This is a genomic window from Bacillus sp. SRB_331 (assembly GCF_003264175.1).
Classification (GTDB): Bacteria; Bacillota; Bacilli; order Bacillales; family Bacillaceae_G; genus Bacillus_A; species Bacillus_A mycoides.
In genome coordinates this window covers 533,925-547,604 of sequence record NZ_NADV01000011.1, presented here as the reverse complement: position 1 = coordinate 547,604, position 13,680 = coordinate 533,925, and the positions used below count along the sequence as shown (strand labels likewise).

The window sequence follows — 13,680 nt, the reverse complement described above, 5'->3', positions numbered from 1 at the left end:
AAAAATAAGAGCAGCCAGTAGCTGCTCTTACTCATTCACGTATTTTTGAAACATATCATGGATGCCTTGATTTACGAGGTTCGAGATCTGTTCGTCAGATTTATTCGGATAACGATCACGTAATCTGATAGATGCCTTCACCATTAAATTTTCTAATACAGAACGGCCACCTTCTCCATAAATAATTTCAGCATACTTAACCAGTCTTCCATCCTCTAATGTTGCTGGATTATGATTGAAGAAAAATTTACTCATTGTCTCCACCTCTCTTTTGATAACGTTTACATTTATATAGATTATTTATGTTATTTATTTCACAATATTGTATGCATGTATATTTAATTAGTTTCATTATAAAGTAACATATCAATAGTAAATATGTGATTTTCCATCCATTTTGTGAACAAATCAAAAAATGAAAGCGTTTCCTTTATTATATACTAAAAAAACTTACTACGCTAGGGACAATTTTTTTAATCTACTAATCATCTACTTTTCTTTTTTTTATTAAACCTTATACAATTTTCAGAAATTATATTATAAAATATATGTATGACTTAAGGAGGATTTGTATGAATCAAAATAAAAAAGCTATATTAGATCTTGTCTTTTATCTCGTATTCCCATTCCTCATTTGGAAATTTGCAAAACCTTATATCGATCCTTATTACGCAATGTTAATTTCCTCTGTTCCGGGGATTATTTATACACTGTATACCTTTAAAAAAGAAAAACAGTTTAACGTTACAGGGTTCTTTATTTTAATTACACTCATTTCTAATACAACGGTAGACTTAATATCTGGATCAGCGGAACGAATGCTATGGAATGATGCATATTATCATATCGTACTTGGCTGCATCGTTATATGTACAATCTTTATAAAAAAACCACTTATGTTATATTTCGCAGCGGATATTTCAGCACTGCAAGGTCATGATCGTGATAAAAGTCGTGAGCTTTATCGTGATAGTCGTATATATCCAGCACTGCAATATTTAACACTATTTTTCGGCCTTCAATTTATATTAAAAAGCTTCTTGAAAATCTATTTCATCTCTGTTTTCGGTGTAGATGGATATGGTGAAATGAGAGCTATTATGACCGCTGTTGGCTGGGGTATTTCTATTTGCATCGGAATAGGGTTTGTATGGGTAAATAATAAGATACATGCGGTTACTGAAGAAAAAGAATCTGTGCAACAATAAATAAAGATCCCCTAGCAGCTTATTGCACTAGGGGATCTTTATTTTGCCAGACATATTACGAAAAAGTTAGCTTGATTTTTTTCTTTTATTTTTTACATTTCGATAAAACAAAGCAGCGCTCAGTGGCATAACACCAAACCATTTATTTAAGAATGGCTCTTTCTCCGCACGACGTTGTTGTTTCTGTTGTTTTCGATCCTCTTTTGGAGCATCCATATATGACACAAATTGCTGTGTCACAAAGCGTACATAATCATTAGTAGACATATTATCATCACCTCTACTTGATTAGTATGTCCACTTTTTTATTCATTAATCTTTTGCTTTAATTCATTCATAATTTGCTTTACCGACTTATTTGTCGTATCGATATGAATATCAGCCTCTTCATAATAAGCTCGGCGCGATTCAAATTTCGTTATAAATGCATCTATATCTTTCTTATGAAATAGTGGACGTGTCGTATCTTCACGAAGCCTTTCTGCAATTACATGTGGATCGCAATATAAATACACAACAGTTCCATTTTCCTTCATCCACTTTCGATTTTCCGCTCGTTCAATAATCCCTCCACCCGTTGTAATAATTACATTCTGAACCGGTAGTGAACGTAACATTTCACCTTCATATTCCCGAAAAGCCATTTCGCCTTCTTCGGCAAAAATATCACGAATTGCCTTCTCTTGCTTCTCTTCAATTTTTTGGTCTGTATCTACAACATCCATATGAAGTTCTTTACTTAACACTTTTCCAATTGTTGTTTTCCCGGCTCCCATATAGCCAGTTATGTATATAGATTTCATTTTTGTTCCTCTCAATCATCCGTTATTATAACGAAAGATGTTACTTTATTTAATAAAAAAACGTTTTGTTCTTCTTATGCTATGAAGAACAAAACGTAACATACTCACTATTTTCTCGTAATCAAACAAGCTGGCTCACTTTTACTTATAAGTACCTCTTCTCACCCACTGCGTTGCAATCCATTTCTCGCCCTTCGTAACAGGTGCCCCTCCATGTAACGTAAGCTCATTTAGTGATTGATCTTGATAAAAGTACTCAAAGTATACTGCCATTCCCTTTCTAGGGTGTACAGAAAGATTTAATTTCGGAAAGAATGTTTCTCCGCCTTCTTCTACATCATTTAAGTACATCACAAGAGTACTTATACGATTATTAGCAGCTGATCTACTATGTTCCGCAAAATAATCATAGTGCGCTTTATATTCTTGATCTACTTCATAATTTAAAATGTGCAATCCTTCTCCATGCGCTACAGGAACATTCGTGATAGATGAAATTCGTTTTTCAATCTTCGAAGTTAGTTCATTCTCTTCCAAAAATGCACCACTACTCGTTCGAATATCATTTACATCACGTGATGAACCAACTTTAGAACGTTCCATCTTGCTTTTAGACAATTCAATTAATTCACCGCACTCTTCATCACTTAATACATTTGCTAATACGACAATAAGAGGTTCTTCGAATTTTGAAATAATTTGTATTTCCCTATCCTCTGTCATAATCGTATTTCCTTTATGATCAAAAATAGTTTGTTCCTTATTTTCACCTATTTGATTGTTATTTGTCATTTCCTTATCTCCCTAGAAAAAAATGATTGGATAGCATGAATATATCATATTCTTTCTACCTTTCTCTTTTTTGAGAAAATTTAAACTTTTGACCATTATTCTTATCCCTTTCCTCAAAGAAATTGACTCCCTCCACAATAGAAACTCATGGTTCTTCTCCATATATTTTACATATTATCCTTCTACCCAATCAAATATTTTATTATCCTTTTCCCTATACCGAAAGCTCACTGTATAGAAAACTCTCTGTTTTGTAACACATTGCAACGAAATGATAATAACATCATTTTCAAAGACGTACTTTCCACTCACTTCTCCTCTTTCATACTGAAATAAAAAAACATCCTCTTTTTCTTTTTGCTGTAAGTCTCTTTTTATATCTGAAATAGCTCGATCAACAAGTTCCTCCATGAAAAAACTTTGTTCTATTTCAGAATAAAATTTTTTATCCGAAAGTAACATATTCGTTTCGTACATCAAAAATGAAATGAATAAAATAAGAAAAATAATTGTTCCTGGCATTACAAATCCATCTTGTTTTCTCATGTTTCTATCTCAATTTCACTATAGCGCACAGCCACGCCTTCATATATTTCACCACTTATATCTTTCACATATATATATAACAAATGAGGTGTTAATTTATACGAAATCGCTTCAATCCTTTGTAATATAAATTCCCTTCCGCGCATATTTACTTTTCTTATTAAATTACTATTCAACTTTTCATACGTCACCTGATCACCATTACGAAGTTGGAAGCGTAAAATATTCCCACCGTTTTCTAGCTCTATCTTCCTCCCACTTGATACTTCACGAAACTCTAATTGCATTTGTCCTAAAAACACATCCCACTCCCAGTCATTTAATCCTTTTGAATGTGTATTTTCTATCCCCATAATATGAAGACGCGGTAAAAGTAAAAAGAACATTGATAAAAGCAACAAACATGCAATCATTTCTATTAATGTAAATCCCGCTTCTTTTTTATTTTTCCTTTGCATAAAGGCATTGCTCCATCGCTTTTCCTCTCATATCTTTCCACATCGTACAAACTTCATCTCCTCTCCAATATGTGTAATATACAATTCCTTTTATGACTTGCTCTTTTACTCGCTTTTCCTCATTCTCATACTTAAATAAGGCCGCTTCTTTTTTTAATAATATTAATGCTTTATAGCTCATTTTTATATTTTTTCTTTCTTGCATAATTAATAATGTTTGCGGGAGCAATAACGATACCGCCATCATTATTAAACTTAACGCTACAACCATTTCAACCATTACTGATCCTTTTTGACACTTCACGATACGTAAATCTCCCTCTTCCAAGCTGAAATACAATCTCATATTTATACCCTCGATAGGAAAGTAAAATCGTACCACCCCTATTAATATTCCCGCTCGGATTATATGTCATTGGGTTTGGAAAGGTATGCAAATCAATTTGGACATCTTTATCATATTCTCCCTTAGCAATTAAAAGGGCTGTCTCCGATTCCGAAATATAATACATATGTTTCTCTTTAAACCAGCGTAACGTATAATGTTTTTGACGCTTAATCGCTAACTGCTGCATATACAAAATATCATTTGAAAACTGTTTCAAAAACTGCTCAACTTTTTGTTTTTCATGTAATGAAGTAACGTTAAAATGCGTAACAACACTCAGTACAGAAATAGCAAATAAGACAAGTAGCATTTCTAAAAGAGTAAAACCTTTTTGCTTCACGATTTCCCAGCTGATACCGTACCATCATCGGAAATATGGATTGGTTCACCTTTCGGGCAAGTTTTTGAAGTAATATACTTTCCTGTTTCAAGTTCCTCTATTGATGGAATCTTATTATGTTGCAAGTGATATGCTTGTATTTGTGCTTCTATAGATTTCACATAGGCTGCACATCCTTTTCCTTGGACGGATGAGCGCTGTGTAACTACATTTGGAATAATTAATAGTAATAATACAGTTATGACAACCATAACTAATAACATTTCTAAAAGAGTAAAACCCTCCTGATTCTGCATGTAAATGCCCCCTATATAGAATTCATCATTTGAAACATCGGCATAATCATCGCTAAGTACATCAAAATGACTATAACCCCAAGACATGTAAATAAAATGGGTTGAATCACAAATAACATACGTTTAATTTTTTGTTCTACCTTTTCAATAATGAGCTCACTGTAATCACCAAGCTCATTTGCTAAATTACCGTTTGCTTGTCCATGCGTAATGATATAAGAAAGTTCTTTCTCGTAATAACCGCTTTTATCAATAATAGATTGTAACGGTTCTCCTGCAATTAATTGCCGCTCAATTCGGTCTGCTTCATACTGAAAGAACGGATGATACTTTTGCTTCATCATTATTGTTAATGCTTCGTGTACCGACAATCCACCGTGTAATAAACCACTTAATTGAGTGGAAAAATAATGCGAATGATTTAAAATAAGAAATGTTTTCATAAGGGGAATACGGATCATAATCTTTACCTTTTGAGTAGGCGGAAGTTTTCGGAAATAAAATATATATAAACTAAATCCCGTTATAACGATAAGAACAATCATATAAATGAAGTAGGGTAATAATTTAATTGCAACTAAAATTTGCTCCGTAAGTGGTGGTGCTGTAGAACGTAAAGAACTATACATCATTTCAAACTGAGGCAATAAAATGAGGTTAAAAACAGAAAGCATAATCATTAAAAAAAATGATAAAAACATAGGATATCGCATTACTTTCATCATATCTTTCCTATATTTATCTTTCTTGTAAAGAAGTACGCTCCCTTGTTGCAAAGCAAAAGAAATGTCACCATGTCGCTCTGCATAAAACAAATAACTTAACATCTCAGAGTGAAACATTAATTGGTGAAAAGAAGCGTGCAAACTTTGTCCATTTTTCAATCCCTCGATCATACGCTGTAACTGTAATTTATTTCCTAATGGTAGTTGCAACTGCAAAAATTCTAACGCCTGTAAAAGTGAGTAACCTTTCTCTAATAAATCACTTAATCTTTTACATAATAATGCTTGATCACTTAAACTCCATTTTCTCTTAAACATATACATCTTCTTCTAAAAAGCCTAAAGCATACCCTTTTCGAACCGACGATTCCAACGTTTTATAGTGATACGTAACATGTTCTCCACTTGCTTCTTTAATCGCTTGTTTTAATTCATATCCATATAACAGTTCATAAATGCTTGCCTGTCTCACTTTCCTCATTGATTTACATAAAGTTGCACACTTCCCTCTGCAAAATGGACATTTTAATTCGACGAGCCGCTGAGCAGCTACTGCTAATAATGATTGTTCAATTTCTTGCCTTGTAATACCATAGTCCATAAATCGTAGTATCGCTCCTTTCGCATCATTTGTATGCAAGGTTGTCATTACTAAATGTCCCGTCAAACTGGCCCTTACAGCTACTTTTGCTGTTTCTTCATCACGAATTTCGCCAACTAAAATAATATCTGGATCATGACGCAAAATAGCCTTTAATCCCGTTTTATATGTGATACCAGCTTTTTCATTTATTTGAATTTGTAATAAACCGTCTTTTCTTTGCTCAACTGGATCTTCCAGTGTAATGATGCGACGTGTTTGCCATTTTCTAGCTACTTCTAATAACGCATACATTGTTGTTGTTTTTCCAGAACCAGTTGGCCCAGTAAATACGAGTAACCCATGAGAATGCTTTAAAAAAGAGAGTAATTTTTCCGCTGAACTTGGAAATAACGAAAGATGAGACAGTGGCTGTACAGATGCTTGTAAATGGAGGCGAATAACGAGACTTTCTTGATATACTGTTGGAAGTGTTGAAAGGCGTAAATACACTTCTTTTCCATCAATTTGTAAGTACAACGAACCATTTTGAGGTTTTCTCCTCTCTCCTATATCCATTGATGCTAAAAATTTAAAGTGTGAAACAAGCTTTTCTCCAAATTCTTTCTCAATACACCGTTTCGTAATTAAATCTTTTCCAATACGTAATTGAATCGCCACATCCTTCTGCCTGGGCACAATATGTAAGTCCGATGCTTGCACCCTACAAGCTTCTTTCATAATCATATTTGCAAAAAGCTCGACACTATTCATCAAGTTTCCCTCCTCACTATGTATATATCATAAAAAAATGCACAAGAAAAATTAGAGATTTTGTATTTTCACTAAGAGAAAAAGGAAAAATATGTTTGTGAAATTATGAACAATTTCCGAATTATTGTCTGAAATTACCTATATAGAAGTTTATCTGTATTATAATGTTAATATCTTGGATAAAGTGATAAAGGTGGAGATCCTCATGGAACAAGCTTTAAAAATTACAGGTGTATTATCTGACCCTACTCGTTATTATATTTATAAATATATTTCGCAAAAACATAATTACGTAACTGTACAAGAAATTGCAGATGAGTTTAATATTCATCCAAACGTAGCGCGTTTACATTTATCTAAATTAGAAGATGTTAATATGCTCAAATCAGAAACAAAAAAAACTGGGAAAGGTGGCAGACCAAGCAGACTATACGTCTTGTCTCAAGATGTCATCCAGTTACAATTCCCATTTCGCGATTATCAATTATTAGCGCAGATAGCATTTAATTCACTGCTAAGCTTAGGTAGTGCTGGTGAAAAAGCGCTATATGAAACAGGGAAACAATTCGGCAAAGAATTAATGCAACAACATATGCATCGCTTAAATGTCAGTGCAGAAGCATTGACGATAGAACAAAAAATGCTAATCGCAAAAGAAGCATTCTCAACAGCTGGCTTATCCCCTGCTTTTGAATTAAGTACAGATGGCACAAAAATTTTCTATGATGTACACAATTGCCCATTTAAAGAAGTTGCTGCGCATCATCCGACTGAAATTTGTAATATGCATGGAGATATGATGAAGGGGATTTTTGAAACCCTATTCCCGAACGTGGAATTAACACGAAACGATAGTCTACTAGATGGCTGCAAATCTTGTAACTATAAAGTGAAACTTTAATCAGTGGGGGGTGTTCTTCCCCCACTGATTATTAGCCCTCACCAATCTGGCTTTTACGGGCAGTTATCTCCCACCTAACTTCCTCGCATTTGCCGAATTTTGAGGTGGGAGTTTTACTGCCCGTTAATGCGGGATAAAGTTCAAATTTAGTTTTTCAACTAAGAAGAAGTCAATATTATAATTGGCTTCTTTTTTATGTGAATGAATATTTACAATAGTTAGAAAAATAAACTATAATGAAAAGAGGTTTTACTTTTTTTAGAAAAGGAGGGAGATGGCATGGAGCGCATGTTTCGCGTTCTCGGCTTTTGGACTGGAATTTTCTCGGTTATGTTTTACGTAGGGGATATGCATTCGACCGCACTACTATTTTTAGGACAAACAGGATTCTTCTTACTTTTAAGTTATTTAAAATTAACAGAGCGTATGTATATATACGTATTCGGGGCATATTTAACCGTTTTCTTCATCGGATTTACATGGTACACAACATTTTTACTTGTCCCTGGAGCTGGGCATTAAGAGATGGCAAATTGCCATCTTTTTTTTAATTCCGCAATTCCCTAGTTGACTTATAGGTTTTATTACCTTATATTCTATATAACACATTGGAATTAGGGGGAATCAACATGAATACACTGCTTGTCGGGATTAACATCACAGTCATGCTCATTTTAGTTGGCGTATTGTATTATATGCAACGTAAGCATGTATCTTTTAATAAACGTGTATTTACTGCTTTAGGAGTCGGAATTATCTTTGGTCTTATATTACAATTTATTTATGAACCTACTTCTAAAGTAATTATCGAATCAAATACCTGGTTTAGTTTAATTGGTAACGGTTATGTGAAATTACTTCAAATGATCGTTATGCCACTTATTTTAGTATCTATTATTTCAGCATTTACAAAATTACAATTAACGAAAAACCTTGGTAAAATCAGTGGTCTTATTATCGGAATTTTAATTCTTACTACAGGAATTGCCGCAGCTGTCGGTATAGCTGCAAGCGCAGGATTTGATGTATCAGCAACAGGTTTACAACAAGGTGATGCAGAATCTGCTCGTCTGAAATTAGTAGAAGAAAGATTTACTTCTATTGAAAAGACAACAATTCCAGACAAATTGTTAGAACTGTTGCCTACGAATCCTTTTCTTGATTTAACAGGTGCTCGTCCAACATCAACAATTTCTGTTGTAATATTTGCAGCCTTTATCGGGATTGCCTTTATAGGTGTAAAACGAAAATATCCAGAACAAGCAGAGCTATTTAAGAAAATGCTTGATGCTGTATATGCAATCGTAATGCGTATGGTAACATTAATTTTACGTCTTACTCCATACGGCGTATTAGCTCTTATGGCAAAGACAGTTGCTGGTAGCGATATTAACGCTATTTTAAAACTTGGTAACTTCGTTTTAGCATCTTACGTAGCTCTTATCGTAATGTTTATCATTCACTTATTATTAATCGCATTATCTGGTTTAAATCCAATTCAATATTTGAAAAAAGTGTTCCCTGTATTAACATTTGCATTCACATCTCGCTCTAGTGCTGGTGCAATGCCATTAAATATTGAAGCTCAAAAAGAAAAGCTTGGTATTTCTGAAGGAATCGCTAACTTCGCTGCATCCTTTGGGGTATCTATCGGTCAAAACGGTTGCGCAGGTATTTATCCAGCAATGCTTGCTATGATGGTCGCTCCAACTGTAGGAATTGATCCATTACAACCACAATTCATTTTAACTTTAATCGCTGTCGTTGCTATTAGCTCATTCGGTGTTGCCGGTGTTGGTGGCGGTGCAACATTCGCAGCGTTAATCGTACTATCTACAATGAACTTACCAATCGGCATTGTCGCTCTTGTTATCTCCGTTGAACCATTAATCGATATGGGTCGTACAGCTCTTAACGTAAGTGGTTCTATGACAGCAGGTCTTATTTCTAGTAAATGGCTTGGTGAATTAGATCAGGATACGTACAATCAAGATGATGTAAAAACTGGTGAGATTGCTTCATAATAAAAAAGGACGCTAACAATTTATACTGTTAGCGTCTTTTTTATTATGTTCCATCTCTATACATCTTCTCTTGAAAGTTATCACTCCAAGTATTCTTCTAGTTGCTCTTTTAACTCTTCCTCAATCTCATAACAAGATTCATCAACAAGTTCCCCTACTTTCTTACTCCCCCAAACTCTCGACTGAGTTGGCATCCCTAAAAAAGTATTTTCGCATCTCCAAATTGGAATAATGTAAAATTCAATCATCTCTCCTTCTTCATCTAATACCGCTATAGAAACTGATGAATAATATCCTATTTCAAAGGGATTCTCTTTTTCTCTTTCAAATCCCATATCTAATTTCATATTTTTCCCTATGTATAAATGCGAATACGCTTTAAAAAACCCAAGTGATATTCGCTCTATTTCCTTTTCCATACATTTAATGTTCTCTTTCAACTCCAATGTAAACTCTTGTTCTTTATACTTCATTTCCGTCTCCCCACACATAGAAAAAGAGAATATAATAACATATTCTCTTTTCTCAAATATATTTCATTATCTCACAGCCCGTCCCTTTCACAAATAACCATTTTGCTCGCACCATGTATGAAATTGTCCTACATCTACTCCAACTAACACGATATCCTTTAGCTCTACATCAATACTTTGTTCTCCAATTACAATAGCAAAATGGGATTCTAATTGTTTTTCATTTTTCTTTACAGTTCCAATTCGGTTCCGATGCGGCCCATTTTTTATATATGCTTTTTGTCCTACAATATCAAAGTTCAAGATTCTCACCTCTTTTACTGCGCTCAAATTGGAAATACAATCTCCACCTCGGAAAATTTCCTTTCATTGCACTATTTCTCTATATATATGACGAAACAATAAAAGAGTCCTTCCTTCTTTACAATTATTTTTTCTTTGTTTCATTTTTATGATTGAAACGTAAAGTTTATAATAAAATACACTTGGAAGCGCTTTCTACGTAATTTTTTATGTTATAATATAAAAGTAGAACTTCGTAAAGAGGGTTAAAAAATGAATATAAACATGATTAACAAAGTAATTGAAGCATTAAAAGTATATGGCTTTCAGGATGTATCATTCTGTGAAGAAACGAAGCAATTTTTATTTCATAACGAAACCGATATTATGAGCGGCTATGCAGAAATAACATATAGTAGTCAATTCGAAAAATTTAACGTACAAATTCATCCAATTGAAACGCATCACCAAGCAGAGTTACAAGAGGTTGAAAGACATATACAAGCTTGCATACGAAAAGTAGAGTATTTAAATGCACTTCTTACTGGACAAACAAAGCTAGATGATAAAATTATTATTATGTAAAAAAAAAGAACGTGAAGCTATCACGTTCTTTTTCATTATACGTTCATTTTCTCCTTCAGCTGTAATCCTGTAACAGATTCTAATACATCCATCGCTTCTTCAAACGTCATATCAAAAATTGTCTTCTCTTCTATATAGGGAAACTGTCTAAAGCGCTTTTCTAACATTTTCACTGCATCCGATGTGAAGTTTGCGCTATCAATGCCAAATTCTGTTTCAAGAAGCACAATCCAATCTAACACATGAAAACTTAATCCATTTACGAATGAAATAAGTTTTTCTTCTGGCTGTGGAGATAAGAATACGTTTCGCTCCAGCTCACTGAAAAGTTCTTCTCCTAAAATTCCTGCTAACTCATCATCATGTTCGCGTTCAATAATCTCTTCATAACCGTAATCATCAACAAGCTCTTCTACTTCTTCACTATCCGCAAAAAGCAATTGACTAAGAATTGCATCTTTCTTAAATTCACTGTTTTGTACAACCTCTAAAAAACTTGTTTCCCATCCATTTTCTAATTTCATATTTATAACTCCTTTATATGCTTTACTTATAATAACTGTGCCCAAAATAGCCTAATGGTAACCTTCACTCTTTTTTTGCAAGAAATATTTCTCGCTGCATTCCCACGTCTAACATTCCACTTTATTCAATATATATGAGACAAGCCCCTCAATTTCTCCTTCGAAAATATCAACTTCTCGTAAATGGTAGAATGTCGTTTGCAACTCATTGCCCTTGTGATATATATAAATTTTCTTTTCTAAAGCAATTGCCATCCCTAATTCTGTATGACTTCCATTCCCACCCTCTAGTATGAGTAAGAAAACATCAGCTTCTCGTATCGCTTCTTGTTCTTCTTCACCAATCTTTTGCAATTGTTCTCTATTGGTTGCTCTTTCATTTTTCGTCCAATCATATGTATGCTGCCATCCCACTTCTTTCAACTGGCTTGATACGAAACGAACAAGATGTTTATTTTGAAATCCTGAAGCAATATAAAATTTCATTTATATTCACTCCTTAAATATGTATGGGGAAACTCCTTTTTTAGCGTTAATGGGATTTTTTCAAAAAAAATCCCCATCCTTAGAACTTATTTGCGTTTCAATGATGGGGTGCCTCATGATCTTCTTTTATTTTTTGTTTTTTATAACTTTCATCAGCTAACATTTCTAGTTCAGCTGTTATTTCTGATTTTTCAAGCTCTCGTTCTTGTGAAAATTTCCGTGAAATATAAACAATAACACTACCAACGTACAACACAAAGCATATAATAAGTGCAGTATTTTCATAGAGACTTAGCTCCAACACAGTCACTCCTAATCCATTCGTATTTTCACGCTTAATCAATTGGAATTTCCCTATTAACCATTTGTATTGTAACATAAAAATATCAATTCTTGGAATCTTTCATCCTACTAAAAAAGACATGATTGTTTAATCATGCCTCTGAAATATGTTGAATGATAGTTTTAATCGCTTCTTTTCCATTATATTTTTTTAATGCTGTTTTATACGTCTCATTATTATGAGATAGCTCTTCTATATGCTTTATAAGTGAGTTCACCGTTACATCCTCTTCATATAATACCGATGCATACCCTTGTCTTTTAAAGGATTCAGCATTTAAAATTTGATCTCCACGGCTTGCAAATTTCGATAACGGAATTAAAACCATCGGCTTTTGCATTGTTAAAAATTCAAAAATCGCGTTGGATCCCGCACGTGAAATAACAAAATCTGTTGCTGCTAATATATCCGGCAACTCTTCATGTACATATTCAAATTGTCTATATCCTTCTTTATTTTGTAAGGATTCATCAAGATTTCCTTTTCCGCAAAGATGCACAATTTGATAATTTTTCAGAAGATCTGGAAGTGCCGATCGAACCGTTTCATTAATTTTCTTTGCGCCTAAACTTCCTCCCATAACAGTAATAACTGATTTCTTCCGGGAAAACCCTAGAAACTTTAAACCTTTTTCAAGATTTCCTCTTAGTACGTCTTCACGTACAGGCGATCCTGTATATATTACTTTTTCTTTCGGTAAATGTTTCGCTGCTTCTTCAAATGTAACAAATATTTTCGAGGCAAAACGGAGCGCAATTTTATTTGCTAGTCCAGGTGTCATATCAGATTCATGTAATAAAACTGGCACCCTATTTAGCCACCCTCCTATTACGACTGGTACGGATACGAAACCACCTTTTGAAAAAATAACATCCGGTTTTAGTTTACGAATTGTTACGTACGCATCCATAACACCCTTTATCACGAGAAAAGGATCTTTTATATTTTTCAAATCAAAATAACGACGTAGCTTCCCGCTTGCAATACTATGGTATGGGATTCCTTCTTTTTCTATAATCGTTTTCTCAATCCCTTGATGAGAACCAATATAAGAGATATCCCAGTTCTGCTTTTGTAAATGTGGAATAATTGCTAAATTAGGTGTTACATGCCCGGCCGAACCGCCACCTGTAAAGACTATTTTTTTCATAC

22 protein-coding genes and 1 pseudogene are annotated in these 13,680 nt (G+C 33.8%); 6 read left to right on the top strand and 17 right to left on the bottom strand.

Annotated features, from left to right (window positions below; all coding sequences use genetic code 11):
- Positions 1-27: 27 nt before the first annotated feature.
- Positions 28-255, bottom strand: a complete 228-nt coding sequence (locus B5P42_RS11475; RefSeq protein ID WP_000032698.1) for a hypothetical protein — start codon at positions 253-255, stop codon at positions 28-30.
- 71 nt (positions 256-326) lie between these two features.
- On the opposite strand from B5P42_RS11475, the pseudogene B5P42_RS33110 reads away from it, so the two are divergent.
- Both B5P42_RS33110 and B5P42_RS11465 read left to right on the top strand, forming a co-directional pair.
- Positions 327-444, top strand: a pseudogene (locus B5P42_RS33110) (GTP pyrophosphokinase).
- A gap of 128 nt (positions 445-572) precedes the next feature.
- A complete protein-coding gene (locus tag B5P42_RS11465) occupies positions 573-1,208 on the top strand; it encodes a VC0807 family protein (RefSeq protein ID WP_002015010.1) in 636 nt (211 codons plus the stop codon).
- Positions 1,209-1,274: 66 nt separating this feature from the next.
- Here the strand turns inward: B5P42_RS11465 and B5P42_RS11460 are convergent, their stop codons facing one another.
- The 10 genes from B5P42_RS11460 to comGA all read right to left on the bottom strand — a co-directional run bounded on the left by B5P42_RS11460 (position 1,275) and on the right by comGA (position 6,910).
- Positions 1,275-1,475 (bottom strand): YqzE family protein, encoded by a 201-nt coding sequence (locus tag B5P42_RS11460; protein WP_002015009.1) that lies wholly within the window; start codon positions 1,473-1,475, stop codon positions 1,275-1,277.
- A 38-nt stretch (positions 1,476-1,513) separates the two neighbouring features.
- On the bottom strand, positions 1,514-2,011 hold the full coding sequence (locus tag B5P42_RS11455) for a shikimate kinase (protein ID WP_113734230.1): 498 nt from the start codon (positions 2,009-2,011) through the stop codon (positions 1,514-1,516).
- Positions 2,012-2,152: 141 nt separating this feature from the next.
- The gene (locus tag B5P42_RS11450; RefSeq protein WP_113734229.1) at positions 2,153-2,803 is read right to left on the bottom strand and encodes a 2OG-Fe(II) oxygenase; all 651 of its coding nucleotides are present in this window, start codon (positions 2,801-2,803) and stop codon (positions 2,153-2,155) included.
- Positions 2,804-2,977: 174 nt separating this feature from the next.
- On the bottom strand, positions 2,978-3,349 hold the full coding sequence (gene comGG, locus B5P42_RS11445) for a competence type IV pilus minor pilin ComGG (RefSeq protein ID WP_113734228.1): 372 nt from the start codon (positions 3,347-3,349) through the stop codon (positions 2,978-2,980).
- A complete protein-coding gene (gene comGF, locus B5P42_RS11440) occupies positions 3,346-3,807 on the bottom strand; it encodes a competence type IV pilus minor pilin ComGF (protein WP_002165076.1) in 462 nt (153 codons plus the stop codon). The genes comGG and comGF overlap by 4 nt, the downstream gene beginning before the upstream one ends.
- A complete protein-coding gene (locus tag B5P42_RS11435) occupies positions 3,791-4,087 on the bottom strand; it encodes a hypothetical protein (protein WP_002165075.1) in 297 nt (98 codons plus the stop codon). The genes comGF and B5P42_RS11435 overlap by 17 nt, the downstream gene beginning before the upstream one ends.
- Positions 4,080-4,535: a competence type IV pilus minor pilin ComGD gene (comGD, locus tag B5P42_RS11430; RefSeq protein WP_002165074.1), complete on the bottom strand. Its 456-nt coding sequence runs from the start codon at positions 4,533-4,535 to the stop codon at positions 4,080-4,082. The genes B5P42_RS11435 and comGD overlap by 8 nt, the downstream gene beginning before the upstream one ends.
- Positions 4,532-4,831, bottom strand: coding sequence for a competence type IV pilus major pilin ComGC (gene comGC / locus B5P42_RS11425; protein WP_113734227.1), 300 nt, complete (start codon positions 4,829-4,831; stop codon positions 4,532-4,534). Before comGC ends, comGD begins: the two co-directional genes overlap by 4 nt.
- 11 nt (positions 4,832-4,842) lie before the next feature.
- Positions 4,843-5,880 carry a competence type IV pilus assembly protein ComGB gene (gene comGB / locus B5P42_RS11420; protein ID WP_113734226.1) on the bottom strand — a complete coding sequence of 346 codons (1,038 nt, stop codon included), beginning with the start codon at positions 5,878-5,880 and terminating at the stop codon, positions 4,843-4,845.
- Positions 5,867-6,910: a competence type IV pilus ATPase ComGA gene (gene comGA, locus B5P42_RS11415; protein WP_113734225.1), complete on the bottom strand. Its 1,044-nt coding sequence runs from the start codon at positions 6,908-6,910 to the stop codon at positions 5,867-5,869. Before comGA ends, comGB begins: the two co-directional genes overlap by 14 nt.
- Positions 6,911-7,115: 205 nt before the next feature.
- Here comGA and B5P42_RS11410 point away from each other — a divergent pair, with 205 nt between their 5' ends.
- The 3 genes from B5P42_RS11410 (at position 7,116) to B5P42_RS11400 (ending at position 9,835) form a co-directional block, all read left to right on the top strand.
- A complete protein-coding gene (locus B5P42_RS11410) occupies positions 7,116-7,811 on the top strand; it encodes a helix-turn-helix transcriptional regulator (protein ID WP_113734224.1) in 696 nt (231 codons plus the stop codon).
- A 279-nt stretch (positions 7,812-8,090) separates the two neighbouring features.
- Positions 8,091-8,333, top strand: coding sequence for a DUF2626 domain-containing protein (locus B5P42_RS11405; protein WP_113734223.1), 243 nt, complete (start codon positions 8,091-8,093; stop codon positions 8,331-8,333).
- 107 nt (positions 8,334-8,440) lie between these two features.
- Positions 8,441-9,835 carry an L-cystine transporter gene (locus tag B5P42_RS11400; protein ID WP_002138338.1) on the top strand — a complete coding sequence of 465 codons (1,395 nt, stop codon included), beginning with the start codon at positions 8,441-8,443 and terminating at the stop codon, positions 9,833-9,835.
- An 80-nt stretch (positions 9,836-9,915) separates the two neighbouring features.
- Here the strand turns inward: B5P42_RS11400 and B5P42_RS11395 are convergent, their stop codons facing one another.
- Together B5P42_RS11395 and B5P42_RS11390 are read right to left on the bottom strand one after the other, a co-directional pair.
- Complete coding sequence (locus B5P42_RS11395; protein WP_002165071.1) at positions 9,916-10,308, bottom strand: hypothetical protein; 393 nt, start codon at positions 10,306-10,308, stop codon at positions 9,916-9,918.
- A gap of 87 nt (positions 10,309-10,395) precedes the next feature.
- The gene (locus B5P42_RS11390; RefSeq protein WP_002034026.1) at positions 10,396-10,611 is read right to left on the bottom strand and encodes a DUF3912 family protein; all 216 of its coding nucleotides are present in this window, start codon (positions 10,609-10,611) and stop codon (positions 10,396-10,398) included.
- Between the two features lie 252 nt (positions 10,612-10,863).
- Here B5P42_RS11390 and B5P42_RS11385 point away from each other — a divergent pair, with 252 nt between their 5' ends.
- Positions 10,864-11,175, top strand: coding sequence for a hypothetical protein (locus B5P42_RS11385; RefSeq protein WP_002165070.1), 312 nt, complete (start codon positions 10,864-10,866; stop codon positions 11,173-11,175).
- A gap of 35 nt (positions 11,176-11,210) precedes the next feature.
- Here the strand turns inward: B5P42_RS11385 and B5P42_RS11380 are convergent, their stop codons facing one another.
- The 4 genes from B5P42_RS11380 to B5P42_RS11365 all read right to left on the bottom strand — a co-directional run bounded on the left by B5P42_RS11380 (position 11,211) and on the right by B5P42_RS11365 (position 13,678).
- Positions 11,211-11,699, bottom strand: coding sequence for a hypothetical protein (locus B5P42_RS11380; RefSeq protein WP_113734222.1), 489 nt, complete (start codon positions 11,697-11,699; stop codon positions 11,211-11,213).
- 108 nt (positions 11,700-11,807) lie between these two features.
- Complete coding sequence (locus B5P42_RS11375; protein WP_002034029.1) at positions 11,808-12,185, bottom strand: nucleoside 2-deoxyribosyltransferase; 378 nt, start codon at positions 12,183-12,185, stop codon at positions 11,808-11,810.
- Positions 12,186-12,282: 97 nt separating this feature from the next.
- Positions 12,283-12,525 carry a DUF3966 domain-containing protein gene (locus tag B5P42_RS11370; RefSeq protein WP_085960924.1) on the bottom strand — a complete coding sequence of 81 codons (243 nt, stop codon included), beginning with the start codon at positions 12,523-12,525 and terminating at the stop codon, positions 12,283-12,285.
- Between the two features lie 94 nt (positions 12,526-12,619).
- Complete coding sequence (locus B5P42_RS11365) at positions 12,620-13,678, bottom strand: undecaprenyldiphospho-muramoylpentapeptide beta-N-acetylglucosaminyltransferase (RefSeq protein ID WP_113734221.1); 1,059 nt, start codon at positions 13,676-13,678, stop codon at positions 12,620-12,622.
- Between the last annotated feature and the right edge of the window lie 2 nt (positions 13,679-13,680).

What these genes read in the sequence shown, in the direction of transcription:
- B5P42_RS11475 (WP_000032698.1), bottom strand. Translation starts at nt 255, where the DNA reads ATGAGTAAATTTTTCTTCAATCATAATCCAGCAACATTAGAGGATGGA.
- B5P42_RS11465 (WP_002015010.1), top strand. Translation starts at nt 573, where the DNA reads ATGAATCAAAATAAAAAAGCTATATTAGATCTTGTCTTTTATCTCGTA.
- B5P42_RS11460 (WP_002015009.1), bottom strand. Translation starts at nt 1,475, where the DNA reads ATGTCTACTAATGATTATGTACGCTTTGTGACACAGCAATTTGTGTCA.
- B5P42_RS11455 (WP_113734230.1), bottom strand. Translation starts at nt 2,011, where the DNA reads ATGAAATCTATATACATAACTGGCTATATGGGAGCCGGGAAAACAACA.
- B5P42_RS11450 (WP_113734229.1), bottom strand. Translation starts at nt 2,803, where the DNA reads ATGACAAATAACAATCAAATAGGTGAAAATAAGGAACAAACTATTTTT.
- comGG (WP_113734228.1), bottom strand. Translation starts at nt 3,349, where the DNA reads ATGAGAAAACAAGATGGATTTGTAATGCCAGGAACAATTATTTTTCTT.
- comGF (WP_002165076.1), bottom strand. Translation starts at nt 3,807, where the DNA reads ATGCAAAGGAAAAATAAAAAAGAAGCGGGATTTACATTAATAGAAATG.
- B5P42_RS11435 (WP_002165075.1), bottom strand. Translation starts at nt 4,087, where the DNA reads ATGGTTGAAATGGTTGTAGCGTTAAGTTTAATAATGATGGCGGTATCG.
- comGC (WP_113734227.1), bottom strand. Translation starts at nt 4,831, where the DNA reads ATGCAGAATCAGGAGGGTTTTACTCTTTTAGAAATGTTATTAGTTATG.
- comGB (WP_113734226.1), bottom strand. Translation starts at nt 5,880, where the DNA reads ATGTATATGTTTAAGAGAAAATGGAGTTTAAGTGATCAAGCATTATTA.
- comGA (WP_113734225.1), bottom strand. Translation starts at nt 6,910, where the DNA reads ATGAATAGTGTCGAGCTTTTTGCAAATATGATTATGAAAGAAGCTTGT.
- B5P42_RS11410 (WP_113734224.1), top strand. Translation starts at nt 7,116, where the DNA reads ATGGAACAAGCTTTAAAAATTACAGGTGTATTATCTGACCCTACTCGT.
- B5P42_RS11405 (WP_113734223.1), top strand. Translation starts at nt 8,091, where the DNA reads ATGGAGCGCATGTTTCGCGTTCTCGGCTTTTGGACTGGAATTTTCTCG.
- B5P42_RS11400 (WP_002138338.1), top strand. Translation starts at nt 8,441, where the DNA reads ATGAATACACTGCTTGTCGGGATTAACATCACAGTCATGCTCATTTTA.
- B5P42_RS11395 (WP_002165071.1), bottom strand. Translation starts at nt 10,308, where the DNA reads ATGAAGTATAAAGAACAAGAGTTTACATTGGAGTTGAAAGAGAACATT.
- B5P42_RS11385 (WP_002165070.1), top strand. Translation starts at nt 10,864, where the DNA reads ATGAATATAAACATGATTAACAAAGTAATTGAAGCATTAAAAGTATAT.
- B5P42_RS11380 (WP_113734222.1), bottom strand. Translation starts at nt 11,699, where the DNA reads ATGAAATTAGAAAATGGATGGGAAACAAGTTTTTTAGAGGTTGTACAA.
- B5P42_RS11375 (WP_002034029.1), bottom strand. Translation starts at nt 12,185, where the DNA reads ATGAAATTTTATATTGCTTCAGGATTTCAAAATAAACATCTTGTTCGT.
- B5P42_RS11365 (WP_113734221.1), bottom strand. Translation starts at nt 13,678, where the DNA reads ATGAAAAAAATAGTCTTTACAGGTGGCGGTTCGGCCGGGCATGTAACA.